The following is a 17512-nucleotide window of genomic DNA, read 5'->3' as shown; positions in this document are numbered from 1 at the left end:
GTAGGTGCTTACCCAATCGTAGTGACTTTAGGTAGTAATCCTAACTATGACGTTACTGCTGTAAATGGTACTTTGACTGTAACTCCTCTTAAAATTCTCGCAAAAGACGATGCAATTACAGAAACAGCCGGTACAACAGATGCTGGTAACGTATTACTGGATAACGGTTCTGGAAAAGATACATTAAATGGAGAACAAGCTACTACTACACTTGTGGTAATAACTGTAACAAGACCTGCAACGTCAGCTACAAATTCACCTGTACCTGTTCTTAACCCAACTAATGGACAAGTAAGTATTCCACTTGGAACATTACCAGGAACATACGAAATCAAATATGAAATTTGCGAAATTATATATTCTTCTAATTGCTCTACTGCAACTGTGATAGTCAAAGTAAATGAACCAATCTATAATCCTGGAATTTCAGTTTTGAAAGAAGGTACTTATGTTGACAAAGATGGTAGCGGAAATGCAAACATCGGTGATACAATACAATATACATTTGTGATTAAAAACACTGGTGATGTAGACTTAACAAACGTAGTATTGACAGATGATAACGCTGTTGTAAACGGTGGACCTATCGCTCTTTTAGCTGTTGGTGCAACAAATTCTACAACATATACAGCAGTTCATACAATAACTCAAAATGATATCGATGCTGGCTTCGTGTATAATTTAGCAACAGTAAAAGGTAGCTTACCAAATGGATCAACTGTAACTGCAACATCTACTGATCCAACACCTTGCACAACCTGTCCTGTAATTCCAACTTGTACAACATGTACGATAACACCAATTGCACAAAATCCTAGTTTATTGGTTGTAAAAACATCTAGTACTGAAAACTATATCAATGTTGGAGACGTAATCAATTACACCATTAAAGTCACAAACAATGGAAATGTAACTTTAGCACAGATTGTTGTAACTGACCCTCTTACTGGTATGAATGAAACTATCGACACTTTACTACCAGGAGCGTCTAAAGAATACGAGCAAAGCTACAGAGTAACTCAAAGCGACATTACTAATTTAAGTGTTACAAACGTGGCCTTTGCAAAAGGAAAAACACCTCAAAATAATGAGGTAAGTACTTCTGATGACGCAGTAGTAGATGCTGCAATTGTATTAGGTTGTGGTAATATTAAAGTTCGTAATGCTTTCTCACCAAACGGTGATGGTATCAATGAAGTGTTTGTAATTGACAATATTGATGCAACATGTTACCCAGAAAACACAGTTGAGATTTACAACCGTTGGGGAGTTTTAGTATTCGAAACGAAAAATTACAATAACGAAACTAATAATTTTGATGGTACTTCTAGAGGTAGATCTACAATTCAACAATCTGCTGGACTACCAACTGGAACTTACTTCTATATTTTGACATACAAATCAGTCGATGACAGTAATAGAGTTGAAAATAAAAAATTAGACGGATATTTGTATCTTTCAAGATAATAATCACAAATACAATCCTGAGTAACACCTATCTCAGGTTTGTATTTAATATTACTCGCATTAACACAAAGAAGAAATAAATCGATTACAACCTGAAGAACACATTATAGCTTAGGTACCATTATATTAAAAAAGCCCACTATGAAGACGAAAATATTTTTTGTTTTGTTGCTACTTACAGCTTACAAGAGCGTTGCACAACAAGATTCCCAATTCACGCAGTACATGTACAATACCATAAATATTAATCCAGCATACGCAGGTTCTAGAGGGGCTATGAGTATTTTTGCCTTACATCGTGCGCAATGGGTAGGATTAGATGGTGCACCTGTTACTAACGTTGGCTCTATTAATACGCCCTTAAATAACAGTAAACTTGGACTTGGGGTGTCATTTATTAACGATAAAATTGGTCCAACGAACGAGACAACAATATCTGCAGATTTATCATACAGCATACAAGTATCTGCCAATTATAAACTTGCTTTTGGTTTAAAAGGAACAGCCAACTTGTTAAATTTAGATCCTTCACGATTAGACCCTGTTACATCAGATCCTACTCTACAAAATTTCAATAATAAGTTTACCCCTAATATAGGGTCTGGTTTATATTTACACTCTGATAAAGCATATTTGGGTTTATCTGTACCTAATTTCATCGAATCCAATCGCTATGACGATAATGAAGTAGCTATTTTTAAAGAGAGAATAAACTATTATTTAATTGGAGGATATGTATTTGATTTGAACAACACTGTAAAGTTTAAGCCTGCGTTTCTATCAAAATTAGTTACTGGAACTCCTTTACAAGTTGATATTTCTGGAAATTTTATGTTTAACGAAAAATTTGTTGTTGGCCTTGCCTACAGATGGAGTGCCGCTGTTAGTGCTATGGTAGGATTCCAAGTAAGTGAAGGTATGTACATTGGTTATGGTTTTGATAATGAAACCACAAATTTGAAAAACTACAACAGAGGCTCACACGAAATATTTATTCGCTATGATATTTTCAAAAATAACGGTAAAATAGTAGCTCCACGATTCTTCTAAATAAAATTATATGAAACAGAATATACTCTTTTGTATCACTCTATTGATTACCATTTCAATATCAGGATATTCTCAAAAGTCACAAGTAAAATTAGCCAACAAGGAATATGAAAATTATGCTTTTATAGATGCTATTAAAACGTATGAAAAAGTAGCTGAAAAAGGATATAAATCTGCAGAGATGTTCAAAAAACTTGGCAACTCTTACTATTTTAATGCACAATTAGATCAAGCGGCGAAATGGTACCAAGCACTTTTCGAAATGAATACCTCCGATTTAGAAACTGAATATTACTACAGATATGCTCAATCTCTAAGAGCGATCGGTCAAAATGACAAAGCGGATAGAATACTACTTGAATTTACAAAAAAATCAGGTGGAGATTCACGAGGGATTTTATACAAGAAAAACACCAATTACTTAGAACAAATTAAAAAGAATTCAGGGCGTTACACAATTGAAGATGCCGGAATTAACTCTGTTTATTCTGATTACGGAACAACCATTTACAACGACAAAATTATCTTTACATCAGCGAGAGATACGGGTGGCATTAGCCAACGTAAACACAAGTGGACTAATCAACACTTTACCAACCTGTACAGTGCCTCTTTGGATCAAAGTTCTGCTACATCAAAACCGACAAAATTTGATGAAAATGTAAACTCCAAGTTTAATGAATCAACACCTGTTTTCACCAAAGACCTCAACACTATGTACTTTACTAGAAATAATTTTCTAGATGGTAAAAAAGGAAAAAACACAGAGAAAGTAACACTTTTAAAAATATACAAAGCCATCAAAGTGAACAACACTTGGACTAACATTATTGCACTTCCATTCACTAGTGACAATTATAATACAGCCCACCCAGCGCTTAGTCCTGACGAAAAAACGCTTTATTTTGCTTCTGATATGCCAGGCACAATTGGCCAATCTGATTTATTTAAAGTTGCAATTAACGCCGATGGCAGTTTTAGCAATCCTGAAAACTTAGGCAAAAGTATAAACACTGAAGGAAGAGAAACATTCCCTTTTATTAGTGAAGATAACGAATTGTATTTCTCATCTGATGGGCACCCAGGATTAGGAGGATTAGACATATTTGTATCTACATTGACCAGCGATTCCACTTGGGGAACTGTTGAAAATGTCGGATCGGATATCAACTCTCCTAAAGATGATTTCGCATACTATCTTGATACAACATCACGAAAAGGTTTTTTTACATCTAATAAAGATGGTGGAAAAGGATATGATGATATTTATAAATTTTTAGAACTCAAAAAGATAAAATGCGAACATGTATTGTATGGAGTTGTTACTGATTTGAGTACCTCGACCGGTTTAGCAAATGCAACAATAGTGTTATTAGATGAGCAATACAACACGCTTAAAACTCAACAAGCGGATGCTCAGGGCAAATACTCATTTAACGTGGAATGCGACAAGATATATTTTGTAAGAGCACAATATCCTGAGTTTACAACAAAAGAAGTAAAAGCAGAAACCAAAAAAGAGAACGAAAAAACATATGTTCCAATTGCTTTAGAAAGTTCAAAATGCAAGGTTGCAATTGGTGATGATTTAGGAAAATGTTTCAATATTAAAATGATCTATTTTGATTTGGATAAATCAACTATCAAGCAAGCTGCAGCATTTGACTTAGAAAAAATATTAGATGTATTGCAACAAAACCCAACAATGAAGCTAGATATAAGATCGCATACAGATAGCAGACAAACCTTCAAATACAATGAAGCATTATCTGATCGTAGAGCTAAAGCGACAATTGATTGGTTAATTTCTAAAGGTATCAATGCAAATCGTTTGACTGGAAAAGGATACGGTGAAACTCAGTTAGTAAACAAATGTGCTGATGGAGTAACGTGTACCGAAGAAGAACACCAACTAAACAGAAGAAGTGAGTTTATAGTTACAGCTTTATAATTAGAGTTAAATAAACAGTTTTCAAACTGATTGAAAAAAGGAGTAGTTGACACTACTCCTTTTTTTTTTACGACAAGATTTGTGGATCAAAGAACTAATTTGGATACGACGTCAAAATGTAAGTAAGGATAAAATCTTTAAAACCGTATTCAAGATATAAAACTTCTTTACAAAATTAAAAGGCAATGCAATAATTTTCAACTGCGCGTATAAAACAACTAAATAATTTATCAATTGATATTAGTCCCATAATCGTTATGCGGCAATTTTAAAAATAGCATTTATTAGCTACAACTCTTTTCATGACCTACGTCTTCTCTAAACTATCAATAAGGTATTGCTATTAAACGCGAAAAAGAAGAGCGTATAGCACTAAAAACACGTTAGTGCTAAAAGTGTACTTGTAATGCAAAATTGTCTCTCAAAACTAAATTAAATACATTTTAAAAGTAAAAGAAATGAAGGCCTAACTGCATTCCTAAACGCAAAAAACCGAAATAGGTAAATAAAAATAGCTGGTCACTACCCTATTTTAATAACAAAAAAAAGCTGCCTCTTGGGGAGAAGGCAGCTTTTTTTATCACAAACTCAACTTATATTTTAGCAAAGATATTAGTATAATACTTTTTACCATTTGCTGGGTTTTCTTTAATTGCTAGTCCAAAGTGTGTAAAATTTCCTTCGATATTTTCTTTGTGACTTGGACTTGCTAACCATGCATTTAGAACAGCTTCTGGCGTGTTAAAATTGTATGCTATATTTTCGCTTACTTTTTTTGCACCTAAAGTCTTCATAATGTTTTCAGATCTTGCAACAAAATCATTATGGTTTACTACATTGTTTGCAATCATATAATTATCATGTTCTTCAGATTTGAATGACATGTGATTAATACGTTGCAACGGATTTAAACCTTTACTCACTCTGTATTTATTGATCAAATCCATCGTTTCAATCTCGATAGTATTATACTCATAACTTACTACTTTTTCAAGCGATGCTGTTGGTTGCGTTTCTGCTTCTGAACCATCAGATGCACAAGAATTCATAGTTAAGATAACATTTGCAATCAAAAAGATACGGAGTAAAGCTGTTTTCATAATAAAGAGTAGATTAAAATTAAAGTAGATTGTGGGGCAAAAAACTTTAATATAACATTAATTTTTTCCTTGATTTCTTTGACAAATATACAAGTGTTATCGTTAAAGTACCAAAAAAAATCGATGAACTACATCATTATTAAAAATAAACAGGTGTTTTTCTTACATCAAGGTGCCAAACGACTGGTTTCCCATTTACCGGTTTGAGTACTTTCAAATCGAATTCTATCATGTAAACGGTTTGGCCTTCCCTGCCAGAATTCAATCTCTACCGGAGAGACTATAAATCCGCCCCAATGTTCGGGTCTTTTTACTTCTTTATCAATCATTTCTTTTTCTAATTCTTGTAATGCATCCTCCAAAAATGATCTTCCAGGGATGATATCACTTTGATTCGATACAATTGCGCCGAGCCTACTTCCTAACGGACGAGAATTGAAATAGGCATCAGATACCTCCGGACTTGTTTTAATTGCAGTGCCTTTAATAATCACTTGGCGCTCTAGATTAGGCCAAAAGAAAGATAAACACACTTGTGGATTCGAAATTATTGCTTGCCCTTTATCAGAATTATAATTGGTATAAAAAACAAATCCTTCTTGGGTTACTTGTTTTAACAAAACGACTCTCGATTTTGGGAAACCATCTTTACCAATTGTAGCAACAGTCATAGCATTTACTTCAAACTCTCCTCCTGCATCCTCAACTTCTCGAAACCATAAATCAAATAATTCCATCGGATTAGTTGGTATCGTCGACTCTAAAAGTTCATTTTTATCATAAGACTTACGATAATTACTTAAATCATTCATACTTATATATTTTAGTTTATTGTGAAAATCTATTTAGTAAAATAGAACTGATTGTAGTTACAGCTCCTTATTTCTACAGTATATCATTTTAGAACTCGAAAGTTTTACCATCGTCAGCCAAAAGAACAAAGGGGAAAATCGATTCAGCTTCGGCTTTAAATAATGAAATAGAATCATATCGTGTAGAATAATGACCTAATATCAATTGTTTAACGGTTGCTTTTTGCGCAATCAAGGCCGCTTCTTGTGCAGTACTGTGGAATGTTTTTTTTGCTAAAGCTTCTTCTGACTGCAGGAAAGTCGATTCATGATATAGTACATCAACATTTTTTATAATGGGAATAACTGCTTCATGATATATAGTATCCGAACAAAATGCATAGCTCTTGGCTGCATCAGGATCAAAAGTTAATGCTTTGTTAGGTATGATAGTGCCATCTTCTAATGTAATATCTCTGCCGTTTTTAATGTTTTGGTAATAGCAAGTTTCTATTTTGTGCTGCTGTACGGCCACAACATTTAATTTTCGCTCACCTACTTTTTCTTCAAATAAAAAGCCATTGGTATAAACGCGATGCTTTAATGGGATGGTTTTCACCACTACCTTCTCATCCTCATAAACAATTTCACTGTCGAGCGATTTTAATTCATGAAAAAACAAACCATAATTAGTCCAAGCGTTTGACAGTTTAAGTTGAAGCAGAATAATATCCTTAATTCCCTCTGGACCGTAAATGTGTAAATCAGTCGTTCTATTTAACAAAGAAAATGTAGAAACCAAACCAACAAGGCCAAAAAAATGATCACCGTGCAAATGGGATATAAAAATATGATTGATCTTAGAAAACTTAATCTTATTTTTTCGGAGTTGTACCTGAGTACCCTCGCCACAATCAATTAAAAAAAGTCTGTTTTTTATTTCTAATACTTGCGAAGTAGGATTGGTAAAAGTGCGCGGAGTGGCGGCATAGCAACCAAGGATAGTTAGTTTCAAAGGGTTTGGTGTTCAATTAATTTAGAGGTATTCCTTTTTGCAACACTTTCAAGATTTGAGAATAAGTTTAAAAACCCAAATCACGTTCAATTTCTTCCATTTCAATAATATCATGTGCTTCTAGTAATGAAGGCACAACAGTCAACTTGGCTGGAAGTGCGTTAAAATCAAAATCAGCTACCACAATGACGAATGATTTTTTTAATTTTTTATGTTGTTTTGACAAAGGAGCAAATGACTTTACATCAGCAACTGATACTTCCTTGTACGACAACAAATCAATGATTAGATTGTGTGTTTCAAAGGTTTTGTGTTGGTGTGTCACTTTCATCAAAAATCCCATTAAATCTCCTTGTGTATCTTTAATGGTAATAGTATGTCCTTTTTGATCTACTTTCATTTTGTAATTATTCTGAAATCAATTTTTATAATGTAATTGTATTGCTTTGGCTAATTTACGAAGTTTTTCAACAAACTATTGAATTTTAGAAGCCAAAAGATAAATTACCGCCATACGGATTGCTACTCCATTTTCAACCTGATTCAAGATAACCGATTGACCAGAATCAGCCACTTCACTAGTAATCTCAACTCCACGATTTATCGGACCAGGATGCATGATGACAATTTCTTTATTCAACGATTCTAACAACTGAAGATCCACTCCATACTGCTGGGCATACTCACGAGTTGAAGGGAAAAAATTCACATCCATACGTTCGTTCTGTACTCGCAACATATTGGCTACGTCACACCATTCTAATGCTTTACGCAAATTAGGCTCTACTGTCACACCCAAGGATTCGATGTATCTTGGAATTAATGTTTTAGGCCCACATACTTTCACTTCGGCACCTTGCATTTGTAACGCGTAAATATTAGATAAAGCTACTCTAGAATGTAAAATATCACCCACAATAACTACTTTTTTTCCTGCTACTTCTCCTAATTTTTCTCGAATAGAATAGCTATCTAAAAGAGCTTGTGTAGGATGTTCGTGTGCGCCATCGCCTGCATTGACAATACTGGCTTTTACGTTTTTACTCAAAAAATAAGCGGCTCCAGGATTGGAATGTCTCATTACCACCATATCAACCTTCATGGAGAGAATATTGTTTACGGTATCAATTAAGGTTTCACCCTTTTTAACAGATGACTGAGCCGCCGAAAAACTAATAACATCAGCAGATAATCGTTTTTGAGCTAATTCAAATGATAATTTAGTTCGGGTACTGTTTTCAAAAAATATATTTGCAATCGTAATATCTCGTAACGAAGGTACTTTTTTAATAGGTCTATTGATTACCTCTTTAAAATGATCCGCAGTTTCAAAAATTAGGTCAATATCATCTTTTGTAATGTACTTAATACCCAATAAATGATTTACGCTTAATTCTTTCATTTTAGTTTACGATTATATGTTTTTACTTGATAGTTTCGCTCGTACTTAGCTTGTAATCAAATACACGCCATCTTCCCCTTCTTGTTCTTTCCAGCTCACTTTTACTTTTTCGTTATTAATGGCATCAACTTGCCTGCCTCTGTAATCGGGTTGAATTGGCAAATGCCTACTGAAACGTCTGTCTACAAGCACTAAAAGTTCAATTTCTGATGGTCGCCCAAAAGATTGTATTGCTGTTAATGCCGATCGTATACTGCGACCTGTATAGAGTACGTCGTCAATAAATATTACTTTTTTATTTTCGACAATAAAATTGATCTTGGTTTTGTTTGCTTCCAAAGGTTTATCAGTTCTTCTAAAATCATCTCTAAAAAAGGTGATATCTAGATAGCCTAACGCAATTGCCGGTGTATTATATTCTTGTTCTAAGATTTGTTTTAAACGCTCTGCCAAAAAAACACCGCGAGGTTGAATCCCAACTAAAATTGTATCTGAAAAATCCAAGTGTTTTTCAATTAATTGACAAGCCAAACGATGCAGTATGATAGTAACTTCTTGTGCAGTAAGTAATACTTTTTGACTCATAGTAATAAGGTAGATTGTTAAGCAAATATACAAATTCAATTTTAGCTTTTGGTAATTCAATTAGGAGAAAAAAGCGCAAATTATTTTCAAAAGAACTTTTTAAATATGACAATCGTGTAAAAACCAAACAGAATTGTATAACCCACATACTTGTAATTCGCTTACTTTTGTCACTTCACTAACCATTAAAACCTCTACCTTATGTTTCAGCAAATATCAAGAGTCTTTCTATTAGTACTCGTTTTACTCACCGTATCTAGTTGTTCCTTAATCGAAGGCATTTTTAAAGCGGGTGTTGGCGTAGGCATTTTTATTGTAGTAGCCATTCTAGCCATACTAGCCTTTATAATTTCAAGAATCTTAGGACGTAAATAAGACCCAAATAAAACCCCAACGGCTATTGCAGTTGGGGTTTAAGTATTATTTTCTAGATAAGTAGTTTGTAATTAAACCGTATACATTCTAGTTCGTAATTCTTGAATTTTATCATCCTCAAGGTACTCATCAAATGTCATGTAACGATCAATTGCACCATTTGGAGTAAGCTCTACTACTCTATTACCTACAGTTTGTGCAAACTCGTGATCGTGCGTTGTAAAAATTACTGAACCTTTAAAGTTTTTAAGCGAGTTATTGAATGCAGTAATAGATTCCAAATCTAGGTGATTGGTTGGCTCATCTAACATCAAAATATTAGCACGCTCCATCATCATTCTAGACAACATACAACGAACTTTTTCTCCTCCTGACAGTACTTTACTTGTTTTTAAGGCTTCTTCGCCAGAGAAAATCATTTTACCCAAAAATCCTCTAATAAAAACCTCATCACGCTCTTCTTCTGTTTTAGCATATTGACGCAACCAATCTACTAAGGTCAAATCATTATCAAAAAAAGAATGATTTTCGCTTGGTAAATAGGCTTGATTGGTAGTTACACCCCAATCGTATTTCCCAGAATCAGCAACTTGATTTCCATTTAAAATTTCATAAAAAGCGGTTGTAGCACGCGAATCTCTTGAGAAAAGAACAATCTTATCTCCTTTGGCCATGTTCAAATCGACTCCTTTGAATAAAAGTTCACCATCTACAGTGGCGCTTAAATCTTGTACATTCAAAATTTGATCTCCTGCTTCGCGATCTTGATCAAATATAATTGCAGGATACCTGCGGCTTGAAGGCTTGATTTCAGAAATATTTAATTTAGAAATCATTTTTTTACGAGAAGTAGCTTGTTTCGATTTAGCAACGTTGGCACTAAAACGACGAATAAACTCTTCTAACTCTTGCTTTTTCTCCTCAGCCTTTTTGTTTTGTTGCGCACGTTGTTTAGCAGCTAATTGACTAGACTCATACCAAAACGTATAGTTACCAGAATAGTGACTAATTTTATTGAAATCGATATCAGAAATATGCGTACAAATCGCATCCAGGAAGTGTCTGTCGTGAGATACCACAATTACTGTATTCTCATAATTAGCCAAGAAATTTTCTAACCAAGCGATCGTTTCAAAGTCAAGATCGTTGGTAGGCTCATCCATAATCAATAAATCAGGATTCCCAAATAAAGCTTGCGCCAAAAGCACACGTACCTTCATTTTTCCTTCAAGATCAGCCATTAAGGTGTAATGACTATCCTCATTAATACCTAAGTTAGACAACATAGCTGCAGCATCAGAGTCAGCATTCCAACCGTTCATTTCTTCAAATTGCACTTGCAATTCGCCGATTCTATCCGCATTTTTATCATTATAATCTAAGTACAGCTCATCCATTTCTTTTTTAACGGCATAGAGCACTTTGTTACCCATCATTACAGTTTCAAGAACGGTATGCTCATCAAACATGTTGTGATTTTGGTTCAAAACAGACATACGCTTGCCTGGCTCTAAATGAATGTGTCCAGAAGTAGGATCCATATCACCCGAAATTATTTTCAAAAAGGTAGATTTTCCAGCACCATTAGCACCAATCACACCATAAATATTTCCGTGCGTGAAAGTAGTGTTTACCTCGTCGAATAAAATTCGCTTGCCAAATTGAACTGATAGATTATTAACTGTTAACATGAAGATCTGATTATAAAATTTTTGCAAAAATACAAAAAAAATACGGTTTAAAAACCATCAAAAAAAATGGTGCATATTCTATTACGATTGCCCGTAAAACAAACATATTTTTAAAATTGTTCTTTCAAAATGACAAATGGTTTTTAGAAAGCAAAGCTCCTTTTTTAATTAATAGTCTAGTATATAAAACTACAAAACAGAACAAAAGAAACGCTTCATAAGCGAGTTACTTGACATAACTTAAATACGCAAGTAATAACGAAATAATGATTCAACTTATCTATAGTAACAGACGTACGACACTAGTTCTAAGAAAATCAAATAAAAAGTTTGAAAAAAAAGCAGATATCTCGATTAAAAACTAGTTATTCGATAATTATAATATTATTTCGTTCGATTAATTTTTTTTTAATTCACTTAACAAATATATTTACGCTCTAACAGCAAAACATATCTGCTATTTCTAATTTTAAATTAATTTACACGTATGAATTCAGAACAAACAAAGTCTAATAATTCTGCCCTGTATACGCTAATTACAGTGTTCTTTTTTTGGGGATTTATTGGAGCATCAAATGGAGTATTTATTCCATTTTGTAAAGCTAAATTTGGTTTAGACCAATTTCAAAGTCAATTAATCGATTTTGCTTTTTATGGTGCCTATTACATTGGAGCCTTACTACTTTTTATTTTTAGTAGCATTGCCAAAAAAGATATTTTAAACGGCTGGGGATTTAAAAAAGGAATTATCTACGGCTTATTGATTAGTACTTTTGGCGCTTTATTGATGATTCTTGCCGTTACACAAGGGAGTTACCTATTTATCCTTGGCGCTTTATTTATTGTTGCACTAGGTTTTTCATTACAACAAACCTCTGCACAACCTTTTGCAGCATCTTTGGGAGAAGCACATACCGCTTCAAGCAGATTAAACCTTGCTGGAGGAATTAATTCTTTCGGTACTACTATTGGACCAATTGTAGTTTCAATTGCGTTATTTGGGGTAATTGCAGGTGTAAACATTGAAGAATACGCCCAAAGACCTGATTCATTAGATTCCATGCGAATTTTATATGTTTTCGTAGGAGGATTATTTTTACTTGCAGCTGCTTTATTTCAATTTTCAAAAAAATTACCGTCAGGTAAAAGTGATTCTACTTTTGAAACAGCAAATAAAGCCATGAAAACATTAATTGGTATTACAGTGATTTTAGTTGCTGTATTTGCTTATATTTTCTCTCGTTATGAAGATCCTGAATTCATCACAAGATTTATCGAAAACAAAGAAAAAGATTTCTTAGGCTTGGGGCTAACAGTTTCTACATTATTAATTGTTGTAGTTGGACTTTTGTTTGCTAACACAACTGCACAAAAAAATCCTGAAGGTTGGGGAGCCATGAAATACCCTCAATTGGTTTTGGGAATGTTAGCTTTATTTGCTTACGTTGGCGTAGAAGTTACAATTGGAAGTAACTTGGGTGAATTATTAGTAACTCCTGACTTTGGTTCAATTGAAGGACCAGGATTAGCGCCTTACATGTCTATGTATTGGGGAAGTTTAATGATTGGTCGTTGGGCTGGTGCGATTACTGTTTTTAATCCATCTTCTCAAATGAAAAAGATATTATTAATCGTTGTTCCTTATGTTGCCTTTGGAGTTGTATTAACTGCTAATGCTATTTCAGGACAAGATGTAACGCCGCTTTATGCTTACGCTTTTGTAATTTTATTTCAAGTTGCTGGATTCTTTTTAGGAAAAGATCAACCATCAAGAACTTTAATGATTTTTGGTTTAATGGGAATGACAGCTATGCTAATCGGTTTATTCACCACGGGTACTATTGCTATTTTTGCTTTTATGAGCGGTGGTTTATTCTTAAGTATTATGTGGCCATCTATCTTCTCTTTAGCTATTGCTGGATTAGGCAAATATACTTCACAAGGATCTGCTTTCTTAGTAATGATGATTTTGGGTGGTGGAATCATCCCGCCATTACAAGGTAAACTAGCGGATATTATTGGAATTCACACCTCTTACTTTATTCCTGTACTTTGCTTTGCATTCATTGCATTCTACGGCTGGAAAGTGATTGGTATTCTAGAAAAACAAGGAATCGGAAAAGAAATAGAAGTTGGCGGAGGACACTAATTTCGCAACAAACTAACCAAAACCAAACCAATAAAAAATCCCATTCGCCGCGGCGAATGGGATTTTTTTATTTCATCCAGTTTGACTAAAAAGTGTACACCGAAAAATGTTTTATTTATTTCCTTTCTCGAAATCAGCAACAAACTGCGCCAATCCAATATCTGTTAAAGGGTGTTTTAACAAACCATAAATTGCAGATAACGGGCCAGTCATTACATCAGCACCAATTTTAGCACAATTTACAATATGCATCGTATGACGCACTGATGCAGCTAATATTTGAGTTTCGTAACCGTAATTATCGTAAACCAAACGAATCTCTTCAATCAATGCCAAACCATCTGTTGATACATCATCCAAACGTCCTACAAATGGCGACACATAAGTTGCTCCCGCTTTGGCAGCTAAAATAGCTTGCCCTACCGAAAACACCAAAGTAACATTCGTCTTAATTCCTTTATCTGAGAAATATTTAGCAGCCATAACCCCTTCTTTGGTCATTGGTAATTTTACCACAATTTGGTCATGTAAGTCAGCAAGCTCCTCACCTTCTTTAACCATACCCTCATAATCAAGAGCATTTACCTCAGCACTTACGTCACCTTCTACAAGGTTACAAATGTCAACATAATGCTTTAAAATATTGTTTTTACCTGTAATTCCCTCTTTTGCCATCAATGACGGATTGGTAGTTACCCCATCCAAAACACCTAATGCTTGCGCTTCTTTAATTTGAGCTAAATTAGCTGTGTCAATAAAAAATTTCATAATTGTTGTATATTTAATTGTGTGTTATTACTCTTTTGGGCGTTACCCTCCGCAAAGCTACGGGTCGTGCTTTTCGCTATATCCTCGCAAAAAAAGCGAGGGATGCCGCTACAATCACTAACGCGAAACCGTTGCAAAACTACAATTTAGAATCTGAATTTAGCTCCAATCGCTAAATCTATTCTTAATAAATTTTCATACTCATCCTCATTGAGTTTGATAGTTTGTGTAGATCCATCTGCATAAGTATACTTTAACTTTTTTAGAACTGATCCTGCAAAATTAAACTGAGGACCTATCAAAAAATTAGGACGCACCTTAAAATGATATCCAAGTCCACCAACAATTCCAACGTCACCACCAGTAATTTTTACTGGATTACCCGCAATCGAAGCATCATTTCGATAAGCCATATAACCTAAAGCTAGTTCTAAACTAGGTTCTCCTAATTTGCCATTTAAGTTATCCGAAATAATGAATGTTGGTCCAATAAATGTTATTTTGATATTATCTGCAATATCTCCACTAATGAAGTTCCCGTTACCAATGTCAATAACTTGATTGCGCAGTACAGCATCTGAACTAAATACATTATACTTTAAACCTACTCCATTGCTCTGGTTAGTAATATAATAAGCAGAAATATCATAACTACTCCCCGATTTCAACTCTTTATAATATTTTTTTTCTTGTGCAGTTAAATTATCAGGCGAGGCAGCAACTCTCCAACTCTTTGCTAAATTAGCCATTAGCAAAAATTTAGAGTTTTCACTTTTTGCTACAGCAGCCGTTACTTCCTTTTCATTAAAATTTGCTTTTGATTGTACAATTTGGCCACTATTGATAGTATCTTTTACTGATGCTGTATCATTGCATGCAAAACTATTTGTATTTTTTAAGGCGCGAGTTGTAACATCATTAATTTTAAATTGTTGGGCAGCCGCAGCTACACTGAAAAGCGGAATAATTAAAAGAGCTTTTTTTAAAACCATATTTAAATAATTATAAGTTATAATGATTCATTAGTATTTTTTCGTACACTTTGTCAGGAAGGATTCGCTTGAGTACGATACTGAATTTTTGTAAAAACGCACCTACCTTATAATGTCCTTTCGGACTTGGCGCAGAAATAATAGCATAGACAGCTTCTGCCATTTGATTGGGATTGCTACCACTGTCAACATGTGTATCCATTGTTTGCAAAGTTTTGCCGTAAGAAGCCTCGTAAGGCGAACCCGAAATTATAGGCGCATGATACCTTCCAGAAGCTATATTGGTAGCAAAATCTCCTGGTGCCACATTGGTTATATGTACTCCAAAAGATTTAACCTCCATACGCAAAGCTTCGGTTATCAACTCTAAAGCTCCTTTTGAAGCCGAATAAATACTGCGATATGGTAAACCCATATAGCCCGCAATAGAAGTAATATTGATTATCAAACCTGATTTTTGAGCTCGCATTTGCGGTAAAGCGGCTTTCATTACTTCAATTGGCCCAAAAAAATTAGTCTCGAAGTTATTTTTGATTTCCTCCATTGGAATTTCTTCCAAAGGACCTGTGATTCCAACTCCGGCATTATTAATCACTACATCAATTCGTCCAGCCAACTTTATAACCTCAGCAACTGCCGCATGAATTGAATTGGCATTTCTGACATCTAATTGTAATAATGGAAATATAGAATTTTGAATATTTTTAGGATTTCTACTAGTTCCAAACACCACAAAGCCCTTTTCATGTAAAAATTCGCCTATTGATTTTCCAATTCCTGATGATGCGCCCGTGATCAATACTACTTTTTTCATTGGTATTTTGTTGTTGCTAGAAAGGTCCAAAAATAAAAAAATCCTCCGTAAGGAAGACTATATAATGAAGTGAATTTCGGAAAGTAAATAAAATAAAAAATGGCAAGCGACCTACATCGCACCGCTCAACCACGTACCCTTGCTATGTTCCCATCCTGGGGGAGTCTGCAGGAGCTGGTCGTGTAGGACTTGCCGGTGCAAATATACAACCTTTTTATATTTTCGCAAGAGCTTTACCTATCAAAAATAACGTTGTATATTGCTTCAACAAAAAATAGATCTCATGAAAAAACATAACTTCCTATCTGTCATTTTATTAAGCATGGCATTAACAAACTGTGGGGATACAAAAAAAGATACAAATACTTTATTTTCCTTTGATAGTAGCAAATTAAAAGAGCAATACACACCAAAAGAAACAGCTTCATTAGCCCTTATGAACAAAGAAGAGAAAACTATTGACAGCATTGTTTATTATGTAAACGATAAAAAAATAGCGACCAAAAAAGATGCTACAGCTCTGCCACTAGTATTACAAGACCAAAAACTAGGTTACCAAACCATTAAAGCCTTGGTTTATTTTGAAGGACAAAATACTGAAGCAACCACTCGCATCGAAGTAGTTTCAGATATTCAACCCAAATTATTAAAGTATACCATCGTAAACACCTACCCTCATGACACATCTGCCTACACCCAAGGTTTAGAGTTTTATCGCGATACTTTATACGAAGGAACAGGAAATGGAGCAGGAAACGGCACGGGAGTAAAAGGAATTTCTAGCTTACGCAAAACCAATTACAAAACCGGCGAAGTGTATAAAAAAGTAGAACTCGCAGAACAATATTTTGGCGAAGGCATTACCATTTTAAACAACAAAGTTTACCAATTAACTTGGCAAAATGGCGAAGCGTATTTATACAATGCAGACACTTTTGCTAAAGAAAAAACTTTTCCTTACCACAAAAAAATGGAAGGTTGGGGATTGGTGAATGACGGGACTAACTTATACATGACAGACAGTTCAGAGACCATTCATATTTTAAACCCTGCTACTTTTCAACCAATTGATCAAATACATGTTTACTCGCTAAACTCTAAAGTTGCAGCGGTAAATGAACTCGAATGGATTAACGGAAAAATTTACGGAAACGTGTACCAGAAAGACGCTATAGCTGTTATAAACCCTAAAAACGGAGCCGTAGAAGCCATCATTAATTTAGCCGATTTAAAAAAGAAAATCACGCAATTACCAGATACTGATGTACTAAACGGAATTGCTTACAACCCAAAAACTAAAACTATTTTTGTAACCGGTAAAAACTGGGATAAAATGTTCGAAATCAAAGTAACAGAATAATT

16 protein-coding genes and 1 other RNA gene are annotated in these 17512 nt (G+C 34.4%); 6 read left to right on the top strand and 11 right to left on the bottom strand.

Going from position 1 to position 17512, the window contains the following annotated elements; translation table 11 throughout:
• The 3 genes from G9Q29_RS11845 to G9Q29_RS11835 form a co-directional block, all read left to right on the top strand.
• The coding region (locus tag G9Q29_RS11845; RefSeq protein WP_166137604.1) for a DUF7507 domain-containing protein at window positions 1-1467 on the top strand (1467 nt) is incomplete at its 5' end.
• A gap of 141 nt (window positions 1468-1608) precedes the next feature.
• Window positions 1609-2517: a PorP/SprF family type IX secretion system membrane protein gene (locus G9Q29_RS11840; protein ID WP_166137600.1), complete on the top strand. Its 909-nt coding sequence runs from the start codon at window positions 1609-1611 to the stop codon at window positions 2515-2517.
• Window positions 2518-2527: 10 nt separating this feature from the next.
• On the top strand, window positions 2528-4468 hold the full coding sequence (locus G9Q29_RS11835; RefSeq protein ID WP_166137595.1) for an OmpA family protein: 1941 nt from the start codon (window positions 2528-2530) through the stop codon (window positions 4466-4468).
• A 593-nt stretch (window positions 4469-5061) separates the two neighbouring features.
• Here G9Q29_RS11835 and G9Q29_RS11830 read toward each other — a convergent pair.
• The 6 genes from G9Q29_RS11830 to pyrR form a co-directional block, all read right to left on the bottom strand.
• Window positions 5062-5568, bottom strand: coding sequence for a CAP domain-containing protein (locus tag G9Q29_RS11830; RefSeq protein ID WP_166137592.1), 507 nt, complete (start codon window positions 5566-5568; stop codon window positions 5062-5064).
• A 167-nt stretch (window positions 5569-5735) separates the two neighbouring features.
• Window positions 5736-6380, bottom strand: coding sequence for a pyridoxamine 5'-phosphate oxidase (gene pdxH, locus G9Q29_RS11825; protein ID WP_166137587.1), 645 nt, complete (start codon window positions 6378-6380; stop codon window positions 5736-5738).
• Between the two features lie 88 nt (window positions 6381-6468).
• A complete protein-coding gene (locus G9Q29_RS11820; protein WP_166137581.1) occupies window positions 6469-7374 on the bottom strand; it encodes a ribonuclease Z in 906 nt (301 codons plus the stop codon).
• A gap of 67 nt (window positions 7375-7441) precedes the next feature.
• Window positions 7442-7774 (bottom strand): ribonuclease Z, encoded by a 333-nt coding sequence (locus G9Q29_RS11815; protein WP_166137578.1) that lies wholly within the window; start codon window positions 7772-7774, stop codon window positions 7442-7444.
• A 75-nt stretch (window positions 7775-7849) separates the two neighbouring features.
• Entirely contained in the window at window positions 7850-8776 is a 927-nt protein-coding gene (locus G9Q29_RS11810; RefSeq protein WP_166137575.1) for an aspartate carbamoyltransferase catalytic subunit, read from the bottom strand.
• A 45-nt stretch (window positions 8777-8821) separates the two neighbouring features.
• Entirely contained in the window at window positions 8822-9361 is a 540-nt protein-coding gene (gene pyrR / locus G9Q29_RS11805) for a bifunctional pyr operon transcriptional regulator/uracil phosphoribosyltransferase PyrR (RefSeq protein ID WP_166137572.1), read from the bottom strand.
• A gap of 201 nt (window positions 9362-9562) precedes the next feature.
• Here pyrR and G9Q29_RS11800 point away from each other — a divergent pair, with 201 nt between their 5' ends.
• On the top strand, window positions 9563-9736 hold the full coding sequence (locus G9Q29_RS11800; RefSeq protein ID WP_166137569.1) for a hypothetical protein: 174 nt from the start codon (window positions 9563-9565) through the stop codon (window positions 9734-9736).
• Window positions 9737-9807: 71 nt separating this feature from the next.
• On the opposite strand, the gene G9Q29_RS11795 is transcribed toward G9Q29_RS11800, so the two are convergent.
• Complete coding sequence (locus G9Q29_RS11795; protein WP_166137566.1) at window positions 9808-11427, bottom strand: ABC-F family ATP-binding cassette domain-containing protein; 1620 nt, start codon at window positions 11425-11427, stop codon at window positions 9808-9810.
• 487 nt (window positions 11428-11914) lie between these two features.
• Here G9Q29_RS11795 and G9Q29_RS11790 point away from each other — a divergent pair, with 487 nt between their 5' ends.
• On the top strand, window positions 11915-13576 hold the full coding sequence (locus tag G9Q29_RS11790) for a sugar MFS transporter (RefSeq protein ID WP_166137563.1): 1662 nt from the start codon (window positions 11915-11917) through the stop codon (window positions 13574-13576).
• A 111-nt stretch (window positions 13577-13687) separates the two neighbouring features.
• Here the strand turns inward: G9Q29_RS11790 and fsa are convergent, their stop codons facing one another.
• From fsa to ffs, 4 genes are all read right to left on the bottom strand, one after another.
• Window positions 13688-14344, bottom strand: coding sequence for a fructose-6-phosphate aldolase (gene fsa, locus G9Q29_RS11785; protein ID WP_166137560.1), 657 nt, complete (start codon window positions 14342-14344; stop codon window positions 13688-13690).
• 146 nt (window positions 14345-14490) lie between these two features.
• A complete protein-coding gene (locus G9Q29_RS11780; protein WP_166137557.1) occupies window positions 14491-15336 on the bottom strand; it encodes a hypothetical protein in 846 nt (281 codons plus the stop codon).
• 10 nt (window positions 15337-15346) lie between these two features.
• Entirely contained in the window at window positions 15347-16150 is an 804-nt protein-coding gene (locus tag G9Q29_RS11775) for an SDR family oxidoreductase (RefSeq protein WP_166137554.1), read from the bottom strand.
• A 97-nt stretch (window positions 16151-16247) separates the two neighbouring features.
• An RNA gene (gene ffs / locus G9Q29_RS11770) (signal recognition particle sRNA small type) lies at window positions 16248-16345 on the bottom strand.
• An 88-nt stretch (window positions 16346-16433) separates the two neighbouring features.
• Here ffs and G9Q29_RS11765 point away from each other — a divergent pair.
• Window positions 16434-17510: a glutaminyl-peptide cyclotransferase gene (locus tag G9Q29_RS11765; protein WP_166137551.1), complete on the top strand. Its 1077-nt coding sequence runs from the start codon at window positions 16434-16436 to the stop codon at window positions 17508-17510.
• The last annotated feature ends 2 nt before the right edge of the window (window positions 17511-17512 follow it).

Origin of the sequence: Flavobacterium turcicum, from assembly GCF_011365745.1 — a bacterium.
GTDB classification, from domain to species: Bacteria; Bacteroidota; Bacteroidia; order Flavobacteriales; family Flavobacteriaceae; genus Flavobacterium; species Flavobacterium turcicum.
Note: the sequence above shows the minus strand (reverse complement) of the source record. Positions and strands in the feature narration are given on the sequence as shown.